Raw genomic sequence first — 19109 nt, 5'->3', positions numbered from 1 at the left:
AGAAGTAACGCTGTTTTTAAACTTAAACCACTGGCATCACTGGGCTAAGAGTTAATCTTGCCTTTGTGTGCCCTGCGTTCGCCCTGTGTCGCATTTTCTAGTCCTCAGGCGAGCAAGGATGCCACTGAGGGTAATCGAAGCCGAATTTGGGGCTTTGTGATCGATTATTTTGTGAGCAGCCATTCAAACCTATGACGACTAAAGTATTGCCGTTACTAGCTTAGGTGCTTGCTTGCCCACGTGATGCACACGTTCGCCCTGTATGGCGTTTTCTCATCCCAAGTGGAGTAAAGATACCACTGGAGGTGAGAAACGCCTGTTTGGGGCGAATTTAGCGAGCGTTCCGTTTCGCTTTTTAAGATCAAAACCACTGCCTGCTCTGAATATTATTTCGGTGCAGGATAAAGGAAGGTGGTCGCAAGCGACCACCTTCCAGTGACTCTCGCCGGCAGTGCCGACGTTGTAGCAATTCAGTCTAGGTGCTGTAAAACGGTTTTTGTGCTGTACAGGTTGCTGTAAATGATATTGAACCCGCATTTTTAACCGTTTTATAGGTGCTGTTTGGGTGGTCGTTCATAACATACTTCGTAATTCTAATTTCTTTCAAACAGTTTCAAATTAATTATTCACCTTGGCTCTCAGACTTGTAAATACCATCTTCAAATTTTCTAACAAATCCTTTTGCTGGAAAGTCAGGGTAGTCAAACTCCCATAGGCATCCACAATAATTGCATTTATACCATTTATTCGCATACCAACTAATGCTCTCAAGTTTTCCCTCTCCAACATAAAATGGTTCTGTTACGGGAATATCTTTGAAAATACCATTTTCAACTTGTTGACTGAAAAAATTCTTAAGTTCTTGAAAGGTCTTCTCGGTTGAAACATCTATTTCAATTCTTTCATTGCAATCACATTTTTTTACTTGAACCATTTTGGATTCACCTCCGGAATGTATATTTGATTACCTCCACCTGGTAACATACCTGCTCCACCATTAATTACTTGTGGCGCAGCTGTACCTTCATAGATCACTGTGCCTTTAGGAACTGTTACTTTTGTGACAACTTGAGCAGTATTTCCCCATTCAGGATTCAATGCTAAATCTAATTGAGACTGCATTCCCCCCATTTGAGGAGTTCTTGTCATATACGAACCAACTTTACCCGCTTCATTTGTCGACACTCTGTAAAATACTGTATTTGCTTCAAGTGCTTTTTGTGTGTAAGATGCCCCAGTAAATGTTTCAGCAATACTTTGTTTTAAAGGTCCTGGATTTACTGGCGAGTATTTAATGCCATTAATCCCACCCTTAATACCTGCATTACTAATTCCATAGGTAATGCCAGACATTGCGGCACCGGTACCCATAGATAAAGCATATCCTTCAAGGGTTGGGTCTGTTCCATTTAGCAAATTGTAAGTACCATAATTAGCTCCGCCAATTAACGCACCTGAGCCAACTGAACCAAGCAGAGATAGTCCTCCGGTCATTCCTGCCATAGCTCCGGAAACCGCACCAGCACCGGCACTTGCCCACAAGCTTCTTTGGTCTAGTGAACTCCAGTTCCAACCATTAGAGCTAAGTTGAGTAAACAGGTTAACGCCATATCCAATTGCGCCACCTATCAGTGCACCAACTACAGCCGTTGGAACATGTCCACTTGGATCATGATAACTAACCGGATTGTTATTGCAGTAGGTATACAGGTTCAAACTCAGTGGGTCAGAGGGATTGCCTGCAAAGGTATCCTGTGAAATCATACGTCCAATAGCAGGGTCATAATACCTTGCTCTGAGGTAAATGGTGCCTGTTTCGATGTCGAAATACTCACCGCAGTAGCGGAAGGGGTTGGTGTCGGTCGGGGTATCGGTCTTTTGGTTGCCGAATGCGTCATAATCGTAGGTTTGGGTAACCCCACCTGCTGCATCGGTCAACTGAACCACATCGCCATGCGCATTGAACAGGTAGTAGCTCTTGTTCGCACCTGCGTCCATCGAAATGAGGTTAATGCCCCTTACATATCTGCGCACGTCCACCTTGGTTTGCGGTGTGTACTCCAGTGCTAAGTTCGAGCCGTCCCATACCTGACATAACGCCGTGCCGTTTACGTCCTTGGTGTAACGCAGGTTGTTGGGGTAATAAGCATAGCTACTGATACCGCTCTTATTTTCCACCTGTGTCAAACGGTTCCAAACATCGTAAGTGGAAATGGTCGCGCCAAGGTCGCTCGGTTCCGGAGCACTGATATGCAGCGATACCTCCGGCTGTGCACCGGTTGCCGCTGCAAGCATCGACTGCATTTTCAAAAGCTGGTTGCCGTTCTTATCGTAAGAATAGGTGCTGATTTCCTGCTTATCGCCAACCGTTTTTGTCTCTTGCAGTAATCGGTTGTTAGCGGGATTATAAGTATATGCCACACTGTAGTTCTCTTTGCCTGTAACGGTAAGGGTGGAGCGGTTGTTGCGGCTGTCGAAGGTATATGCCATGGTATTGCCGCCGCTTTCCGCTTCCTTGGTCAGACGTCCCGCCAAATCGTAGGTATATGCCGTTGTTTTACCGGTATGGTCTGTTTTGGTTCTCTGGTTGCCATCCAAATTGTAGGTATAGCTGTATGAACTGAGTATAGCTGTCCCTTTTTTGTTTGTCAATCCGGTTACCAAATTCGCATCGTTGTAGGTATAATCGACTGCTGTTCCGTTGGCATTGGTTAAGGTTTTGCGGTTGCCGTTTGCATCATAAGTGTAAGACGCAGCAGCTGCACCGTTCTCTTTTACCGTGGTCAAGCGGTTGAGCTTGTCATAACCATACGATGTATTTGTTTTTTGCTTGCCATCAACGGATAACGTAAAGGTGATACGATTTCCGAGGTTATCGTAGGTGTAATTCTTCACCACACCGTTCGGCTCGGTAATTTGAATCTGCCTGCCCAAATCGTCGTATGCATATTGAATTCTTATACTGCTTTCTTCTTCCGTCAAAAGCTCGCCGGAGTTGGTATAGGTATAATTCTTTTGCTTTGCTCCTGCATTTTCGTTGGTAAGCTTGCCTAGGGTGTTATAGGTAAACACAATGCGATTGCCGTTGCGGTCGGTGGTTGCGGTTTTATTGCCGTTTTTGTCGTATTCAACCGTTTCCGTAGTGCCATCTGCATAAATAGTTTTAACCAAACGGTTTTCACTGTCATACTCATACTTTGTAACGGTGTATGCAGACGCAGGCAACGATGCTGAGTATGGTTGTGTCAGCCCGGTATACATTGCCGTAGTGTTCCCCGCCGCATCAAACGTATAATGCGTGTACATCTTGCTGGATGCATCGGTGGTTAAAATAGTATCGGTCAGCTTGTTGGTTGCATCGTAGATGTATTCCGTTTGAGCAAATGTGACTGCATCGCTGTTGTCGGCCTGATTGGTCTGCTTGGTTTTTACCACATTGCCGTTTTTATCGTAGTAATGTACCTTTAGCGATTTTTTGCTTCCCGCAAACGGAAGTTCCTGCTTAATCAGCCTGCCCAGTTTATCATAGATGCTAACGGTTGTTTTCCCCGCTTTGTCGGTCTGCTCGACAACTCGTCCCATTCCATCGAAACGAGCAGTGACAGAGCCGCCTAAAGCGTCGGTGGTTTTGATTGCCTGCCCCTGATGGTCAAGGTCATAGGCGGATACCACCGTTAACTGGCCGTTGATATAATGTTTGTCCGCCGTTTTTTGCCCCACGTAGTTGTAGTCGTGGTAGGTACTTGTCATCTGGTCAGAACCGCCAAGCACACCGCCTTCTTGAACCAGTTCACCGTATTTGTTCCAATACTGGGTTGTTGTGCGGTCTCCGGCTGTTTTGGTCAGCTTGCTGCCACCATTGCCCAGTACATCTTCGTAACGATAAGCTTCATTGTAAACTGGAGTGCCGGAGGAACTGCTCTCGTAGTAAGACATCCCGGTTTTTCTGTCTAGATTATCGTACTGATAACGAATATTGCGAATGCCCTGTGTATCTTGGTTTTTGCTTTCGCTGAGCAGTCTGCCAATTGCATCGTAGGTTTTGGCCGCTATCAGCAATCCGTTTGCCGTCATGTTCTTGGTAGAAACCAATCTTCCTAATGAGTCATAGCTGTAGAGATAGGAAGTATGATTTTTATCGGTAAATGTTGTGGTGTTGGCAGAATCGTTGTAGGAATAAGACTGCACCGCACCTTTGGCATCGGTTATTTTTATGGGTCTGCCTACTTTATCGTATGCGGTCGATGATGTATTGTCGTTGCCGTCTTTTTCAGTCAGCAGCCTGCCCATGGCGTCGTAGGTATACAATTTTTCAACAGTACCGAGTGATTGGCCGTCTGCATCTTTTACATCGGTCACCCATTCTTTGGTGCGGTTTGCACCGTTGTATCCACCGCTGTAGCTGTAATAGGTAGAAATCGGAGTACCGTTCACATCAGGGAACTCCTGCTTTTCTGTGACGTTTCCGAATCCATCGTACAGATACTGCACCTTGTTTTTGAGGGCGCCGTTCTCGTACGTGTTTATCCAGCCGATATCCTTTCCGCCGGGTGCCAGGATGTTTTCAATTTTGATTGTGGCACCCACATCCTGCTTGTACGTTTTGGTTAACGGCAGGCTGTAGTTTGAATCGTAAGTATAGGTGGTTGTGTACTCGCCGTTTGCATTGCCCTCTGCCTTTTCATTTGTTTCAGACAGTAAGTTACCCTTAGAATCGTAGTCATACAAACGAATGAGTGTTTTGGTAGCAGAGCCATTCGAGATAACCTCGGTTTCTCTTTCCGGCAACTCATAGCTGTCAAAAACACGGGTTGTTTTTTTGTTTAGGGCTTTGCTGCCTGCCGCGGCAGGTGCGTTAAACTCTTCTTCGATAGGCAGATGTTTTTCATTGAACTTGTAGCTGTATTTGCGAATTTCATTGTTATCAAGTATGTCGCGGTAGCTAGAAGTATAGGTGTAAGTTTTATCTGAGGAAGTGTATTTAACATGTGTATATTTTTTTTGGTTAAATACTTGCCCGTTAATAGAATCAGATCTTTCGCTGAGTTTATAATGATCAACGGAGCCTTGTCCAAGATCTTCTTCAATTTTAGTATAAATATAATTTGTAGTCACCCCGGTAGGATGCTCTACACTTTTCAGCTTGGTAATAGAATCGCTTCCGACATCGGGAACTACAACCGCTTCTCCATATTTAGGATTTATATTAGTAGCTGATATTGCCTTTACTTCTTTTAAGAAACTATAGCTAACAGCACTTTTCTCATATGTAAACTTGCTTTCACGCCCTTCACCATCTGTTATTTTGCTCAGCATACCATTAGTAAGATGCAGAATAGTCGCGTTCCCATCTGGAGATGTTACTTTTACCTGCCCAGATGAATAATCAAATCTGATTGTACGGTTATACATATCTCGAATAGCTGTTAGTTGGTTTTGTGAATTGTATGTATAGGTTATCTGATTTCCATAACGGTCTATTTGCTGACTTATCAATCCACTTGTAGTAGAGAAATAATAATGCATACCGTCTTTGGTCTCAACAATATATTGATTTCCGGATTGCCGAATCGAAATATCGCTTCGTGGATACCCGACAAATTTTGTTTTGCTCTTCTCGGGGTTATAAATAAATTTGCCTTTTCCGGGAAGATGAAGAGTAAAAATTGTGACCGACGAATTACCAACACCTATATCAAAAATAGGTATATTCCACATCCATCCATCGCCCAAATGGGTCGCTTCTTCTATTGGGTTTTGCCCTTCGTTCTTTAAATTAACATATACTTTAATTGTTTCTGAACCGCTGTCATTAAGATTTTTTGTTGTTGCGTTTTCGCTGCTCCAATTCTTTTTGTACCATGCATCTACTGTTTTAGCAGCCGCATCTCGCGCTTTTTCAGTTAAAAAATATACATAGTGTTTAGGTTTCTTCTTTACAAGCCGATTGCCTTCATAAATTTCATCTTGCAATATTAGTGTGTAAACTTCTCTATCTCTCGTTCTAATATAACGTTTACTCTCTCCTGCTTCGTCAAGATCATAAATCAGATTTAAATTAAAACTGTTGTTTGAATTTGACGACTGTAAATTGGCTATAGGATAATCGAATTGAAATGCACCTGTTGCCATACTAATTGTTTCGTTTTTCCCTCCGCTAACCGAATATGGCGCAGATACTTCAGGATGTTGTACATTATCTTCGCCGGTATTAGACGGTGTAGGTAACCTTGATGCCGAACGCTTTGACCTAGAAGTATTATATTGGGGTTCTTCTGTTTTACCTTCTACTTCTTCGCTCTTGCTTTGTTCAACAGTTTGATTTTCAAACTCTCCATAAGTGGCTACTTCCCATGTAATAGCTTTATTGAGCAGTTCATTCCATTGGCAGTTGGTATCCATTAAATCTTCGGTACAATTTAGTTTATCAAAAATAAAATTGAAATTCACCAGATAATAATCTCCAAAGTTTTCAGGAGTAATGGTAAGTACTGTTGCTTCATAACCTTGAATTTCTCTAGCCTGTATACGATTTGATAGCCTTTTTTGTCCCAAAATTAATTGTTCTGCAAAAGGCATTCTTTTAGGTTGTTCTATATCAGATATGTCTTCTTCTTCAGTTGTTGATTCCAGTGTGTCGTCTTTTTTTGCTTCAAATGTTTCTACTGTGGAACTTTTTAAAAAATCTATAAGCGAATCAGCATTTACACTGACAGTATTGATTTTTGATGGTATCACTGGTAGGTCATTCTGCTGCTTATTCAATTTTTCTTGCAAATTTAGAGAATTCTTATTCGCAAGTTTAAAAAGTTTTTCATCTGCCCCATTGTTGGACTTAAAATCCTCTGACTGTACTTGCTTGTTATTACTTTCTGTTTCAGTGCTCTTTAAAATTTCTTCTTTAGCGTTTTCTGAATCTAAATTAGATTTTATGACAGTGCCTTTTTCACCTTGATCCTGTAATTTTTCATCTTTCTGTGTTCCCGGTACTCTGTTTTCCGACTCAGTGCTGTTCAAGGTATCTTTGTTAGAGTTTCCTACATTTAGATCAGGATTTATAGGAGATTCTTTTTCATCTTGTTTAGGTGTTTCTACACCTTTCTGTACACCTTGCGTGTTTTCATTCGTTATTTCAGAGTTATTTAAAGTATCCTTGGGTGGGTTTTCTGCCTTTAAATCAGGAGCTGTGATGGAATTATTATCTTCTTGTTTATCAGCTTTTTCTTCTGTCTGCTTGCTTTGTTTTTTTATATAATCTATTGCCTGACGATTTGATAAAGAATAAACAGGGTTTTTTACTATTACAGATGCAAATGGTTGATCCATCACCTCAGAAATTATTATTGCTTCGCGGATATGATCAACATCGTACCCCGCCCAAAAATAATCTTGAATTTCTCGTGATGTAATATTTTTATAATTTACCTTTACAAGTTGATTTAATTTTTCAACCGCTTTTTCTGTAAAAGAATCTCCAGGATAATAGTGTATTAGAGTATATGCCTGTTCTTGAGTAAATTGGTACTTCGATTTTAGCTTTAACATCATTTCAATTTGCTCTGGCCAGATGCACATTGCTTCATAGCTCATGACTTCATTCTTTGTCAAGCTATGCTGTTCCATAATGTGTGCAACTTCTTCGTCACTGTATTTAAATCCAGTTTGAGAAGGCTCATCTTGTACAGTTGGTTTTTCTTTAGAGTTTATTTCAGACTCTTGATTTTGTTTCTGTTCTTCTATATTTCCATCTTTATCTGATTCAGGAGTTTTTGGAAATCCGCTATCTATAACGGTTGCTTTCTCATTAACTATACCCTGTACATTAATTTGTTCCATTGCATAGGTTACATAAGGCATATTCAGCAACATGCAAATACAGAGGATAAGACTGAGTGCTTTTTGAAAAATCTTATTCATCTTATGTTCTCCTTATTCTGTCATTCACTATTTCGTTTCGGTAGAAACACTTACATTCGACAAAGTGTTTTGTTTTGCTTTGAGCGTTATAATATTGACTACTCCAGACCAAGACTTGCCAGCAGGTACTTCTTTATTGCATTTAAATTTAATTTTAGTAGGAGTAATTTCAAGAATTGTAATTTCCGTTCCCGGCACTTCACCAATCGTGGTCTTTGTCGGGTTCACACCATTAAACAGATTTACAATGTCAAAATATTTATTGTCATAGTTTAATACATATACAATATCTTTAAAGTTTGTAACATTGTTTGCCGAAACGGTAAAGTTGTAGAATTGTCCAGCATCATATTCAGTTTGTATTTCGCCCTCAATCCAATTTGTTTCATCTGGATGTGCCATAGCATATGCTTTCATATTATTATTATGATATGTTACAAATTGTGCTTGTACACCTGTATCAATTTTTTTTGGTCCAAAAATTTGTTTTCCACTTTGAAAAAGTATTGTAGGTATTTTAAATGAAGATGGTAATTCCAATTGGTCACAACCATAAAAGGCATTAGACATATTAATTACTGAGTTTGGTATTGTAAAGTCATTTGGAAGAGTTTTAAGGCTTTTACAACCTTGGAATGCGTAGGACATATTTTCAACATGATTTGGCATCCTAAAATTTGTAGGCAAGGTAGTTAAATTTTTGCAATGTGCAAATGTGTAGCTCATATTTTTTACGCTATTAGGTATTATAAAGTCATCTGGAAGTGTTTTAAGGCTTTCACAATCAGAGAATACGTAGGACATATCAATAACATTACTTGATATTCTAAAATTTGTAGGTAAGGTAGTTAAATTTACACAATGTTTAAATGCGTAGCTCATTTTTTTTACGCTATTAGGTATTATAAAGTCATCTGGAAGTGTTTTAAGGCTAATACAACCAGAGAATGCATCGGACATATTAATAACATTACTTGATATTCTAAAATTTGTAGGTAAAGTAGTTAAATTGTTGCAAGAAGAAAATACACCACTTATATTTTCTACGTTTTCGGGTAATTTAAAGTCGTTTGGAAGTGTTTTAAGGCTTTCACAACCAGAGAATACGTAGGACATATCAATAACATTACTTGATATTCTAAAATTTGTAGGTAAGGTAGTTAAATTTACACAATGTTTAAATGCGTATCTCATATTTTTTACGCTATTAGGTATTATAAAGTCATCTGGAAGTGTTTTAAGGCTAATACAACCAGAGAATGCATCGGACATATTAATTACATTACTTGATATTCTAAAATTTGTAGGTAAGGTAGTTAAATTGTTGCAAGAAGAAAATACACCACTTATATCTTCTACGTTGTCGGGTAATTTAAAGTCGTTTGGAAGTGTTTTAAGGCTTTCACAACCAGTGAATGCATAGGACATATCAACAACATTACTTGATATTCTAAAATTTGTAGGCAAGATAGTTAAATTTTTGCAATTTCCAAATGAATAGCTCATATTTTTTACGCTATTAGGTATTGTAAAGTCATTTGGAAGTGTTGAAAGTTTATAACACTTGTAAAACAGCCAAGACATATCAGTTACTGAATTTGGTATTTTAAAATTATCTGGTAATGTAGAAAGTTTTGTACAAAATGAGAAAGCACTTGATATGTTTTCAATTCCTTCAGGTATACTAAAATTATTTGGTAATTCAGTCAAATTTGTACACATTGAAAAGGCTCTCTCCATTTTTTTTACACTGTCAGGTATAGTAAAATTATCAGGAAGATATTTCAAACCACATTTATAAAAGAGCCAAGATATATCAGTTACTGAATTGGGTATTTCAAAATTATTAGGTAATCCAGTTAATTTTGAACAACCAGAAAATGCACTGGTAATATTTTTAGCACTTTGTGGAATAGTAAAATCATTAGGCAAAGAAGCCAAGCTTGAACAACCAAAAAATGCATTTTGCATATATTCTACAGAATCAGGTATTATAAACTTTTCAGGAAGCCTCTCTAGACTAGAACATCCCGAAAAAATACTATTAATTTTAATTACATAACTTTGTATATAGAAATTTTCAGGTAGGTATTTCAAATTAGAGCAATTATAAAACAAACTACCTATGTACGATACGTTTTCTGGAAGATTAAATGGTATAGTTTCTAAACTTGAGCAGCCTGCAAACATTGCATACATATTTGTTATTCTTGGATGCAATTTGAAATTATTAGGTAATTGTTTTAGACTAGAACAACCATAAAACATTTCTGAAACATCACTTATAATATTATTTGTATAATTATCTGGTATAGTTACTAATTGTGAACACCCATAAAATAAACCTTTTGCACTATTTATAAATGGTATTTCTGGGGCAATTCTTAGTTGTTTACAATTTTTGAAAGTGTAAATCATATTAGATACAGGTTTACCATCTATACAAGCCGGAACACTGCCTATTATTTCACCTTTTTCCGTAAATCCACCGGTATAAGAAGTTAAAGTAAGATAAGAACCCTTCCCATAAAAATCGTGGAGGTATTCGTATTTCCAATTTGAAAGATCCACTGGTTGTCCATTTACATCTATGCCTGTACTAGCTAATGTTATCACTGAAGTAAACGTCATTATTAATGCAACAATTAAAAAAGATAATACCAATTTTAACTTTTTACCCAATTCGTTCACACTCCTCAATAATTTAGTTTGAAAAAAACAAGAAATTAATTTATTAATTAAAAACCACCTCATTTTTTCCAAATTGTTACTTGATTGTATTTATTGTAGACTTTATGTAAATATTTGTCAATATATATTGGAATACAATCTAAAGTCTGTTGAATAGTTTGCCTCTAAAATCATCTGTTCATCAATTATCTATATCGAGAACATCTAATTACATAGGTATAACTAAATTGTTGAATCTTTATTTGTAATCACGTATAATTTCAAGAAAAACTTTTCACCATCCAAAGAACAAACAAGTATGTATTGTTGAAAACTAAGAAAGTTGAAGCCTATATGAGTCTAGTAGTCTTTAACATCTAACCTCAAATATCTAATATCTCTTCTTGAATAAGTAATATCTATCTGGTCTTATTATGGGGGTGACATGTGTGACATCCTCCCGGGTGACACGTAAGAATAAAAAGCTAGTCGATTTTGCGGATGGTATAGATACAGCTCGTCCTATTCCCGGTAAGATTATATCGGTCATCTGTTGAAATCATGTTCTGTTCATAAAGTTCCGCCAATGCCCGCTGGATGGTTCTTTTAGAGCGCGCGAAGCTCTGTGCAAGATTAGAGGGATTTACAACACATTGCCGGGTTTCATCCGCTTTGGCGCAGAGGTAGATAAATACGAGTTTGGCTGTGTTGGACAATGTTTTGCTTGAAAAAATGGATGCCTGCAGGTCGGGTGAAGTCATCATACGGTAAACCTCCTTGTATGGTATGCCGGTGAATATAAAATAACGTGCGAATAGCATTGCTATGGTTGCTTTACGCATTATGTAAGACTTTTTAACGGGTTGCTTTTGACAAGTCACGCCATCTTGTGATACCTTAGTGGTGTTGATAGGCGTGCTTGGATAAGCACTTTCAGATGGCATATGTGGTGCAACACATGTGTCATTTTCTTTTTGCACTTTTTCTTCTGATACAGTTTCTTCTACAATAGGGGAAACAGGTACTTCGCCCTGGGCTTCAATAATGATATCAGAGTCGTAAAAAGAACAGCCCTCATTGGAAGCTCCCTGGCTTTCCGTGAAGGCTGTTTTTGATACATATGATTTTGGCGGTTCTTTTTGTTGGGTATCTGCAATCTCTTTATGTTCAACTAGTGTGTACAGATTACTGGTTTGACTGTTGTTCAGTCTGTACCGGGACTCTTTTTTAATGAGTCCCTGCTCACATAAGACCTTCAGCGCACGCTGTACGGTGCGAGGTGAGCGTCCGACATAATAAGCGAGTGTATCAATGGACGGAAAGCATTTGCGGTATTCATCGGCTCTCGCCATAAGCTGCATATAAACAGCTTTGGCGGTAGATGGGATTGCATCAGCGGATAGGACAAAGTTCTGTAAAGCAAAAGAAATCATTTTTATATTCTCCTTATGAATTATTATGTTTAAATCAGTACTTGTTCATGTAAGATGTTTTCACTTTTCTGTCGAGCTTAATCGGCGGTAAAGCATCCCCTATAATGGTAATAGGTATTTCAAGCTGTGCGGATGTAATAAACGTTAGAGTTCTGTTGTTATTACCTGCAAAACGTGCATTCTCATAATCAATTTCAATTTTGGATACACTGTATTCCAATCCTGTGTTTGTTCTAAGCTCCAACTTACCGCCTTTGCTGCTCAGCCCAAGGGATTGTTTTACTTCGTCTGCAATTTGAGAGGCTGTTATGTTTTCATCCCAATCATCTGTAAAAAAATCGTAACGGTATGCGCCGCTGTTGCCCTCACGGATTCCTTTAGATGCATTGTGCATATTCTGTACGCCAACCGTGTTGGTGGCAGCCTGCAGCGCCTCATCCACGTTCTGACCGATGACATGGCACCGTTGGTACTCCATAATGACTGACATCAACATTGAAACAACCATAACTATCAGTACGACCTTTTCACCTGCAAAGCCGTAGTTGCTTTTGAGCTTTAGCATATTATCACCTCCTCACTTTATGTATTTTTCGCTAACCCCATAAGCGTGACCTTTAATGGGCAATGGCACCGAAATAACACCGCCTATTCCAAATTTGGAATCATAGGACAAGGTTACTTTAAACTTCTTTTCTAACTGAATTTTCCTTGAACTTCCGTAATAGTCCGCATCAATAGAACAGTTAAAATCCATATTAATTACATCTTTGATTTCCTCTACGTAGTAATAGACATCATCATTTACGACACCTTTTATTTCAATGTAACGGGCTATTTCTGTTGCTGCCGTATCTAGTTCTTGCTTTCGCACATATTGCGGAAGAAACGTTACTGCAAGAACCAAAAACATCATAAAAACCAAAAAACCAACTGCTATTTCAGGCGCCGCAGAGCCTTGGTTGTCACGAAATTTATGTAGCATAATGATACTCCTTTAAATGATTGGGGCGAGAATTACCCCGCCCCGTTTTTTAATGATTACTTAGTTGAAAAGATTTCTTTCGTTTTAGCAGTAAGTCCGGGTTCAACCTCATCCTTCAGCAGAACTTTTATAATGCCTAGAATTATTGCGGCACCTACTAAACCGATAGCAGCACCTGCTGCATAATCCGAAATTGCTCCCTCATTGGATACCAGTTTGTTTCTTACCTTATTTTTCAATTCGATTGTCGCAAGCTGAATAACTGCCATTCCCTTAAATAATTTTACGTTGATTTTGTTTTTCAATTCTGTCATGATAATTCCTCCAAAAATATAATGTTATTTATACAGTCTCCAGACTGCGGATGACTTAAAAACTCTTAATGCTCCCATAGACTTGCAGACCAATTGCTATTCCAATCATTAATAAGAAGCATCCTAATAAGATAAATTCATTCAGTTTCAGCTTGTCGGGGCGCTTGATTGCCTCGCGCCTTAACTCCTCATTCTCTGACTTAATCAGGTCATTGGTTAGTATCTCAAAGTGAATGATTTGATTGTTTCCTCCCAACACACCGATAAGCCCTCGTATAACCTCAGACAGCTTATAGCTTCCCATGCGGTTTTCAAAGTTCCGCAATGCCTTTTCTTGGTTGCCAGTTTTCATATCGGCAAGCGTTTTGGTAATTTCCTCCTCAAATTCTTTGGAACAGATTTTGCGGTAACTCTCAAAAATCTTCATCACATCACGAGTAACGTTGAGTTGCTCATGAATGGTCGATGCAAAGTGCGGCAGTTCCGACTCAATCTGCCTTCGCTTTTCTGTAACCACTTTTTGTGCGGAGTCCATGCGCTGTTTGTAGCACATAAAGCCAAGAATGAGAGCCGCCAGAAAAAAAACAGGAGATAGTAGTATACCCACTGGTAGCAACATGAAAAAGTATAAAAATCCATATGCAATAGCATTTGCCGTGTACTTCTCGGCAGATAAACTCAAGCCTGCGGTATTCAGAGTTAGCTGTAATGCCTCACGTCGGTATTCCTCCAGTTTGATATGCGGTTCAATTTTGTTTGCTAGAGGAATTAAAAAAGAAGTTTCCATAGAAGATTTCAGTGTCTTCTTTTTGCCGGCATTTAAAATTATCTTTTCTGCTTTGCTGCTCGGAAAAGTTACAAATTGTGAAAAGATACAGTAAACTGAAAAGCCTGCTAATACTGCTGTAAGACAAGATAAATAAAACATGTTTTTTCACCTCCTATCTCTTTGGTTCTATCGGTTGGGATAAATTGACCGCCTTATTGATGCCAAATAAAATGCCAAGGGCGGTAATGGTCATTGCCAACTGCCCCCAAATAGTGTCTGTCAAACATAAGAACCACTCTTTGTTGATAACATAAAACCCCGGTATACAACCAATCACCATCAACGACATCGTAATAAAATTAGCAAGCGGCTTCATGAATTCGGTTTCTAGTTCTGCCTGAATTGCTTTTGTCTGCGAAAATTTATTGACGATGGGCTGCAGGGTATATTTCAAATTGCGGTCGCTTTGACACTGAATGAGAGAAGTGCACCAGCTTTGGAAAATAGGGTTATCTATCGAACCTTGCAGAGTTCGTAGCGCGCCTATTACATCCGAACTGATGTATTTTACCTGTGTCAAAAAAACGGAAAACGGCTCTTTGACGGGCTGTCGTAGATTAACCATATTTTCTTCCACCGCCGTAATGATGTTTTCATTGCGGATGTAAGAAGCCGTTATCACAGACAGACAGGTTGACAGCTCATTGCTCAGATGCTTTTTGTAGTTTTTCGCGGTGATTTTTACAAACCACAAGGGTGCTAAGTAAAAGCCAACGGTGAGTATGGGGCTCAACAATAAGTTGCCAAGCAAAAGGCTGATTACAAAACCGGCTGCTGCACACACTGAGCAGAGTGTCATCGTCGATTTGACCTTGCCTGCTCTGCCTGTTTTGGTGAGCACCTGTTGCGCGTCTAAAATGTTTCTGTTTAAGAAATCTATTTTTTTATGACCTTTGAGTTCCTGAAGCTTTTTCTTCAAGGTCAATTTTTGTTTTACTTTTTTTGGCTTCTGCCTGTCTCGTATTTTGATTAATTTCAGTTTTTGTAGAATTGAAAAATCAAAAATTAGTACAAAGCCTGTTATAAGTAAAACAAAGACAAGGATTGATACTATCAAGCACACTCAGACTCCTTTCCTGTCGGCGCGTAAAGCTTGTCGGCAGTTCGACGTGGGCACCCGTTTTCTATCAGCTCATCGTACAGAGTTTTGGATATACCATCCAAGCGTTCATGGTGCCCGATTACTTTTACAAACCCATCCGAATTTGTTACTGTGTCTTCCACCACAAACCGCCATAACGTGCGATAAATCACTTCGCCGTCCTTGTATTTCTCTGCTTCGATAACACGCATAATACGGCGAGAGCCGTCATCCAACTGCTTTTGATAGATGATAATGGGGAATGCCTCAATCATCATCTTCATCAGCGTGTCATCGGCGAAGGTGGGCTGTGCTTGTTTCGCTAATGTCATTAACCTCATATAGGTAGCCGGCGCTGACTTGGTATGCAGGGTTGCCAACACTCCATGTCCGGTACGTGCTGCTTCTTGTACTGCAAAGGCTTCTTTACTTCGCATCTCTGCCATAAAGATAATGTCGGGGTGAAATCGCAAAGCAATTTCAAGCAGCCGTGTCTGGTCGATCGCATCCTGAGGATTGGAGGACGTCATGGTCAAGGTGTGCACAACACGAGAAATGATTTTAGCATTTTCATCTCTTTTGATAAGGTCAATTTCTCGGCTGCTTTCCTCAATGGTAAATAAGCGGTATTTGGTCGGTAGGGTAGAAAGAAGCCAGGCTGCGGTTGTGGTTTTGCCGGAACCCGTACCACCACCAAATGCCATACTGATTTTTCGTTCTACCAGTACCTTTAACATTTCCAGTTCTTCTTTTGCAGCACTGCCTTTCTGGATAAGCTTTTCTTCGCTGATATTATTTACGTCAACCTTTCGAATAGAAAACACTATACCCACTTCTTCATCTACGATAGGCGGCATTGCAACCGTGATACGAATGCCTTTGCCCATATCTCCGTATGCATACGGCATCCCGTTGTCAATGGTGACACCACGGCGACTCAGAATACGTTTAATAACATCAACCGCCTGCTGGGGATTTAAAAACGTCTCATCCAGTTTTTTGTATCCCTCACTGGTAATCAGTTCGATATCGTTCCAGGCGTTTCCGTTGAGTTCTTCAAATCCGTCCATATCTAAGATGCCAAGGCGCGAAATAAAGGAGTGCTCTGCCATATCGTGAAACAACCGGTTAGTAAGAGACTCCAAGTCCTCCCCGTTGTCACACCCAGCCCGGTTCTCTTTAAGATATTTTTGGATGCACTCTCGGAGAAACTTTTCCGTGTCGTTGTCACCCTTGAATTCGCTTAATTCTCGTGCGTAGTTGTCTTTCATGTGAATTTGTATTTTCGTGAGTATGTGCTCATATGGTTCTGCTTGAGAGGAATATAGAATACCGGTTAAATTAATCGGTGCTTTCTGTGTCTGAATCGGTATCGGCAACCTGTTTCACCCTTTCTGCAAGCTTGCTGATTTCCTGTTCATAGCGATACCCGTTGTTGTCATTTAGAAACGACTGTTTACGAAATCCCTTTAGTTCCGAACCCTCAATAAACTTTTCATATATGTCTACTGAATAGGGCAGATAAAAATCGAAATCTCCTGTTCGCTTGCATACTGCATCAACAGGAGATTTCGGAGTGATATTGGACAGCACTTTGATGTGTCTGTCTGTTTTAAATTTTGAATCAGTCAACAACGGCAGCTGCGTAGATAAAAACTGTATGCCTTTATTGTCCGGGGTAATACAGCGCACAGCCTCGTCTGCAAGCTCCAACGCCGTAAGGCTCAGCATATCCAAAAGAGGCTGTGTGTTGCAGTCTATAAGGATATAATCCAGCTCTAAGCTCAGTGTCTTCATCAGCTTTATAATCTTGTCTCTCTCAAAGCTGTTATATGTGGTGATGTTCTCCCCCTGTGTAAGCCCCATAAAAGCAAGGTTCGGGTTATCGGGGTGCAAATGCAATTTATCTGAAACGTTGGAAAATGCAAAGTTATTGGACATCAAAAGATTTCCCAGGGAGTATGCCGTCAAAATTTCTTTGCTCGGCAGGTAAACGGGCAATGCAGGTGACTGGCTGTCTGTACTGATTACCACTACTTTGTTCTGTTCATCTGTCAATTTTTCAGCAACCGCAACACAGTTGATTGTTTTTCCGCTTCCGCTGCTGCCCCAAAATGCAATGGTTTTACTCATTCTTTTTTCCTCCCTCCGGTGTTAAATCTTTTTCTGCTTCCGTCGGTAAAGTGTCGGTAGGTTGGGGTACCTCTTTCAACTCCAGCTCCTGCTTTTCTTGTGAGGATAACTGGTCAAAATAGTTTTGCTGTACACTCAGCAGCTTTTCTGCATACTCGGTGTTTCCTCTTGATACAACCGCAACCTGTATCGTGCCGTTTTGTTCTAAGCCGGCAATCAGTTTCGCTTGCTCAGCATTAACAAGCACGGTAATGGTAGCCGGCAGTAATAGATTACCGTCTTCGTCCTTGGTTTTGTTGTCTGTATCGATGCCTGTTGCAGAAGTCGCAGAAAGCACCTTGAGGTAGGTTAGCGCAGGATGATTTTCTGCCGTGACTTCCTCCGTTTTGGTTAAGTTTTGAATATCTCCCACCACAGTAAATAAGCTGATAATATCGTCCTGCAGAACCTTACCGGATAACCCTGATGCAAAAGAATTCACTGAAAAGGATACTGCCATTTTACCTTTTGGCAGCTCGTGCAGGTAATCGGGTGCAGAGGCGGATACCTTTGCTGTTGTAGCGAAATCCTCCTTTTGCAGATCTGTTACCGCGAACTTATCTATTACCTCCGTCGGGGTCGAGATAGCGTTCTCCGGCAACCCTGCAGGGGGGATTTTTACGACCTCGATGCTCTGCTGGGTAATTACCGTGCCTTTTTTGATGTCCTCCTTGAAACGGACTACCGATACGGTTTCATTGGTCATTTTGTTTACCATTGGTACACCAACAAAACCCACAAGGATCGCTACTAAAAAGCAGACAATGCCAATAAACAATTTGCTTTTAATAAACTTCATTTTCTGACCTCCATGATGTCATATTACTTTTGATTACGCTAACGTTAAACTTCAATCCACCTACGATGCTGTTCAAATTCGTTTAGTAGTTTCTTTTTATCGCGTTTAGATAAGCGGTTTCGCTGAATGTATAGTGATGAAATCGTGTCTTCTGCTAAAATCGCTGATATATCTTGTATTCTATTATCTGTTATAGATAATTCAGAACAATGATATTTAATCCTAGAAAACACACTGATATCTTCAATCATATTATTGTCGAGGAGTATCGTATCACAGGATGTCATTTCCTCAAGAACATTAATATTTTTGATTGCATTATCTTCTAGTTGTAAGAAACCTAATGACAATCCAGACAAAAATTGAATATCAGAAATTGAACTGTTGAAAAGACAAAGTGTATCAAGTTGGCTAGCATTATTGAGTTTTGAAAAATCACAGTGTGGCATATCGAAGGCTATAAAAGTATCTAATCCTTTGATATGACCAACAAAGGATAGGTCGTTAACACTACAATTTATTAAAGTTAATTCGACTAAGCGTTTACACTTTACAAGTGTATCGGTATTAATTGGTACGTTTTCAAACCTAATATCAGTCAATCCATTAAGTCCTGCCAGCCAATCCCAATCCACTATATCCTCTTGGGTAATGGTTAAGTGATGAATTACATTGCCAATGATCATTTTTTCCATACAATTTCTCACGCTCCAATCGCATCAATTTTTGATATTCTTTTTCTGGCTCAATTACCGCAATTTTTTCGGGCGGTAAGCCCCGTGCCTTTCTTTCAGCATCGGTCTGTTCAATCCAATCCTTTGTGTAAATTTTTCGACCTACTCCCGGTTTACCAAGGATTAATCTTGCGCAAGTATTTAAATCCTTGTTTTCATTCATTCTTTTTTCCTA

The 19109-nt window shown here is 39.6% G+C and carries 14 protein-coding genes; all 14 read right to left on the bottom strand.

What is annotated here, in order from left to right:
* Positions 1 to 622: 622 nt before the first annotated feature.
* Positions 623 to 934: a hypothetical protein gene (locus EDD70_RS11645; protein WP_092755519.1), complete on the bottom strand. Its 312-nt coding sequence runs from the start codon at positions 932 to 934 to the stop codon at positions 623 to 625.
* A complete protein-coding gene (locus EDD70_RS11640) occupies positions 922 to 7917 on the bottom strand; it encodes an RHS repeat domain-containing protein (protein WP_092755517.1) in 6996 nt (2331 codons plus the stop codon). The genes EDD70_RS11645 and EDD70_RS11640 overlap by 13 nt, the downstream gene beginning before the upstream one ends.
* A 27-nt stretch (positions 7918 to 7944) precedes the next feature.
* Positions 7945 to 10599 (bottom strand): BspA family leucine-rich repeat surface protein, encoded by a 2655-nt coding sequence (locus EDD70_RS11635; protein ID WP_170162799.1) that lies wholly within the window; start codon positions 10597 to 10599, stop codon positions 7945 to 7947.
* 473 nt (positions 10600 to 11072) lie between these two features.
* Positions 11073 to 12020, bottom strand: a complete 948-nt coding sequence (locus tag EDD70_RS11630; RefSeq protein ID WP_092755515.1) for a helix-turn-helix domain-containing protein — start codon at positions 12018 to 12020, stop codon at positions 11073 to 11075.
* A gap of 34 nt (positions 12021 to 12054) precedes the next feature.
* Entirely contained in the window at positions 12055 to 12585 is a 531-nt protein-coding gene (locus EDD70_RS11625; RefSeq protein WP_092755513.1) for a hypothetical protein, read from the bottom strand.
* Positions 12586 to 12597: 12 nt separating this feature from the next.
* Complete coding sequence (locus EDD70_RS11620) at positions 12598 to 13005, bottom strand: DUF4320 family protein (RefSeq protein WP_092755511.1); 408 nt, start codon at positions 13003 to 13005, stop codon at positions 12598 to 12600.
* A gap of 56 nt (positions 13006 to 13061) precedes the next feature.
* Positions 13062 to 13319 (bottom strand): hypothetical protein, encoded by a 258-nt coding sequence (locus EDD70_RS11615; RefSeq protein WP_092755509.1) that lies wholly within the window; start codon positions 13317 to 13319, stop codon positions 13062 to 13064.
* A 55-nt stretch (positions 13320 to 13374) separates the two neighbouring features.
* Positions 13375 to 14247 carry a hypothetical protein gene (locus EDD70_RS11610; protein WP_092755507.1) on the bottom strand — a complete coding sequence of 291 codons (873 nt, stop codon included), beginning with the start codon at positions 14245 to 14247 and terminating at the stop codon, positions 13375 to 13377.
* Positions 14248 to 14260: 13 nt separating this feature from the next.
* Positions 14261 to 15205 carry a type II secretion system F family protein gene (locus tag EDD70_RS11605; RefSeq protein WP_092755505.1) on the bottom strand — a complete coding sequence of 315 codons (945 nt, stop codon included), beginning with the start codon at positions 15203 to 15205 and terminating at the stop codon, positions 14261 to 14263.
* Positions 15202 to 16608, bottom strand: coding sequence for an ATPase, T2SS/T4P/T4SS family (locus EDD70_RS11600; RefSeq protein WP_092755503.1), 1407 nt, complete (start codon positions 16606 to 16608; stop codon positions 15202 to 15204). Before EDD70_RS11600 ends, EDD70_RS11605 begins: the two co-directional genes overlap by 4 nt.
* On the bottom strand, positions 16571 to 17362 hold the full coding sequence (locus EDD70_RS11595) for a ParA family protein (protein ID WP_092755500.1): 792 nt from the start codon (positions 17360 to 17362) through the stop codon (positions 16571 to 16573). Before EDD70_RS11595 ends, EDD70_RS11600 begins: the two co-directional genes overlap by 38 nt.
* Positions 17355 to 18200, bottom strand: coding sequence for a Flp pilus assembly protein CpaB (cpaB, locus tag EDD70_RS11590; protein WP_092755498.1), 846 nt, complete (start codon positions 18198 to 18200; stop codon positions 17355 to 17357). The genes EDD70_RS11595 and cpaB overlap by 8 nt, the downstream gene beginning before the upstream one ends.
* A gap of 44 nt (positions 18201 to 18244) precedes the next feature.
* On the bottom strand, positions 18245 to 18835 hold the full coding sequence (locus EDD70_RS11585) for a leucine-rich repeat domain-containing protein (RefSeq protein ID WP_092755496.1): 591 nt from the start codon (positions 18833 to 18835) through the stop codon (positions 18245 to 18247).
* A complete protein-coding gene (locus tag EDD70_RS11580) occupies positions 18807 to 19097 on the bottom strand; it encodes a hypothetical protein (RefSeq protein WP_092755494.1) in 291 nt (96 codons plus the stop codon). Before EDD70_RS11580 ends, EDD70_RS11585 begins: the two co-directional genes overlap by 29 nt.
* Positions 19098 to 19109 lie beyond the last annotated feature (12 nt).

It is taken from the genome of Hydrogenoanaerobacterium saccharovorans, assembly GCF_003814745.1.
Lineage (GTDB): Bacteria > Bacillota > Clostridia > Oscillospirales > Ruminococcaceae > Hydrogenoanaerobacterium > Hydrogenoanaerobacterium saccharovorans.
This window is presented reverse-complemented; position numbering and strand designations above follow the sequence as displayed.

Coding starts and splice junctions, on each gene's coding strand:
- EDD70_RS11595 (WP_092755500.1), bottom strand. CDS start 17,362: ATGAGTAAAACCATTGCATTTTGGGGCAGCAGCGGAAGCGGAAAAACA.
- EDD70_RS11615 (WP_092755509.1), bottom strand. CDS start 13,319: ATGACAGAATTGAAAAACAAAATCAACGTAAAATTATTTAAGGGAATG.
- EDD70_RS11620 (WP_092755511.1), bottom strand. CDS start 13,005: ATGCTACATAAATTTCGTGACAACCAAGGCTCTGCGGCGCCTGAAATA.
- EDD70_RS11640 (WP_092755517.1), bottom strand. CDS start 7,917: ATGAATAAGATTTTTCAAAAAGCACTCAGTCTTATCCTCTGTATTTGC.
- EDD70_RS11625 (WP_092755513.1), bottom strand. CDS start 12,585: ATGCTAAAGCTCAAAAGCAACTACGGCTTTGCAGGTGAAAAGGTCGTA.
- EDD70_RS11580 (WP_092755494.1), bottom strand. CDS start 19,097: ATGAATGAAAACAAGGATTTAAATACTTGCGCAAGATTAATCCTTGGT.
- EDD70_RS11645 (WP_092755519.1), bottom strand. CDS start 934: ATGGTTCAAGTAAAAAAATGTGATTGCAATGAAAGAATTGAAATAGAT.
- EDD70_RS11610 (WP_092755507.1), bottom strand. CDS start 14,247: ATGTTTTATTTATCTTGTCTTACAGCAGTATTAGCAGGCTTTTCAGTT.
- EDD70_RS11630 (WP_092755515.1), bottom strand. CDS start 12,020: ATGATTTCTTTTGCTTTACAGAACTTTGTCCTATCCGCTGATGCAATC.
- cpaB (WP_092755498.1), bottom strand. CDS start 18,200: ATGAAGTTTATTAAAAGCAAATTGTTTATTGGCATTGTCTGCTTTTTA.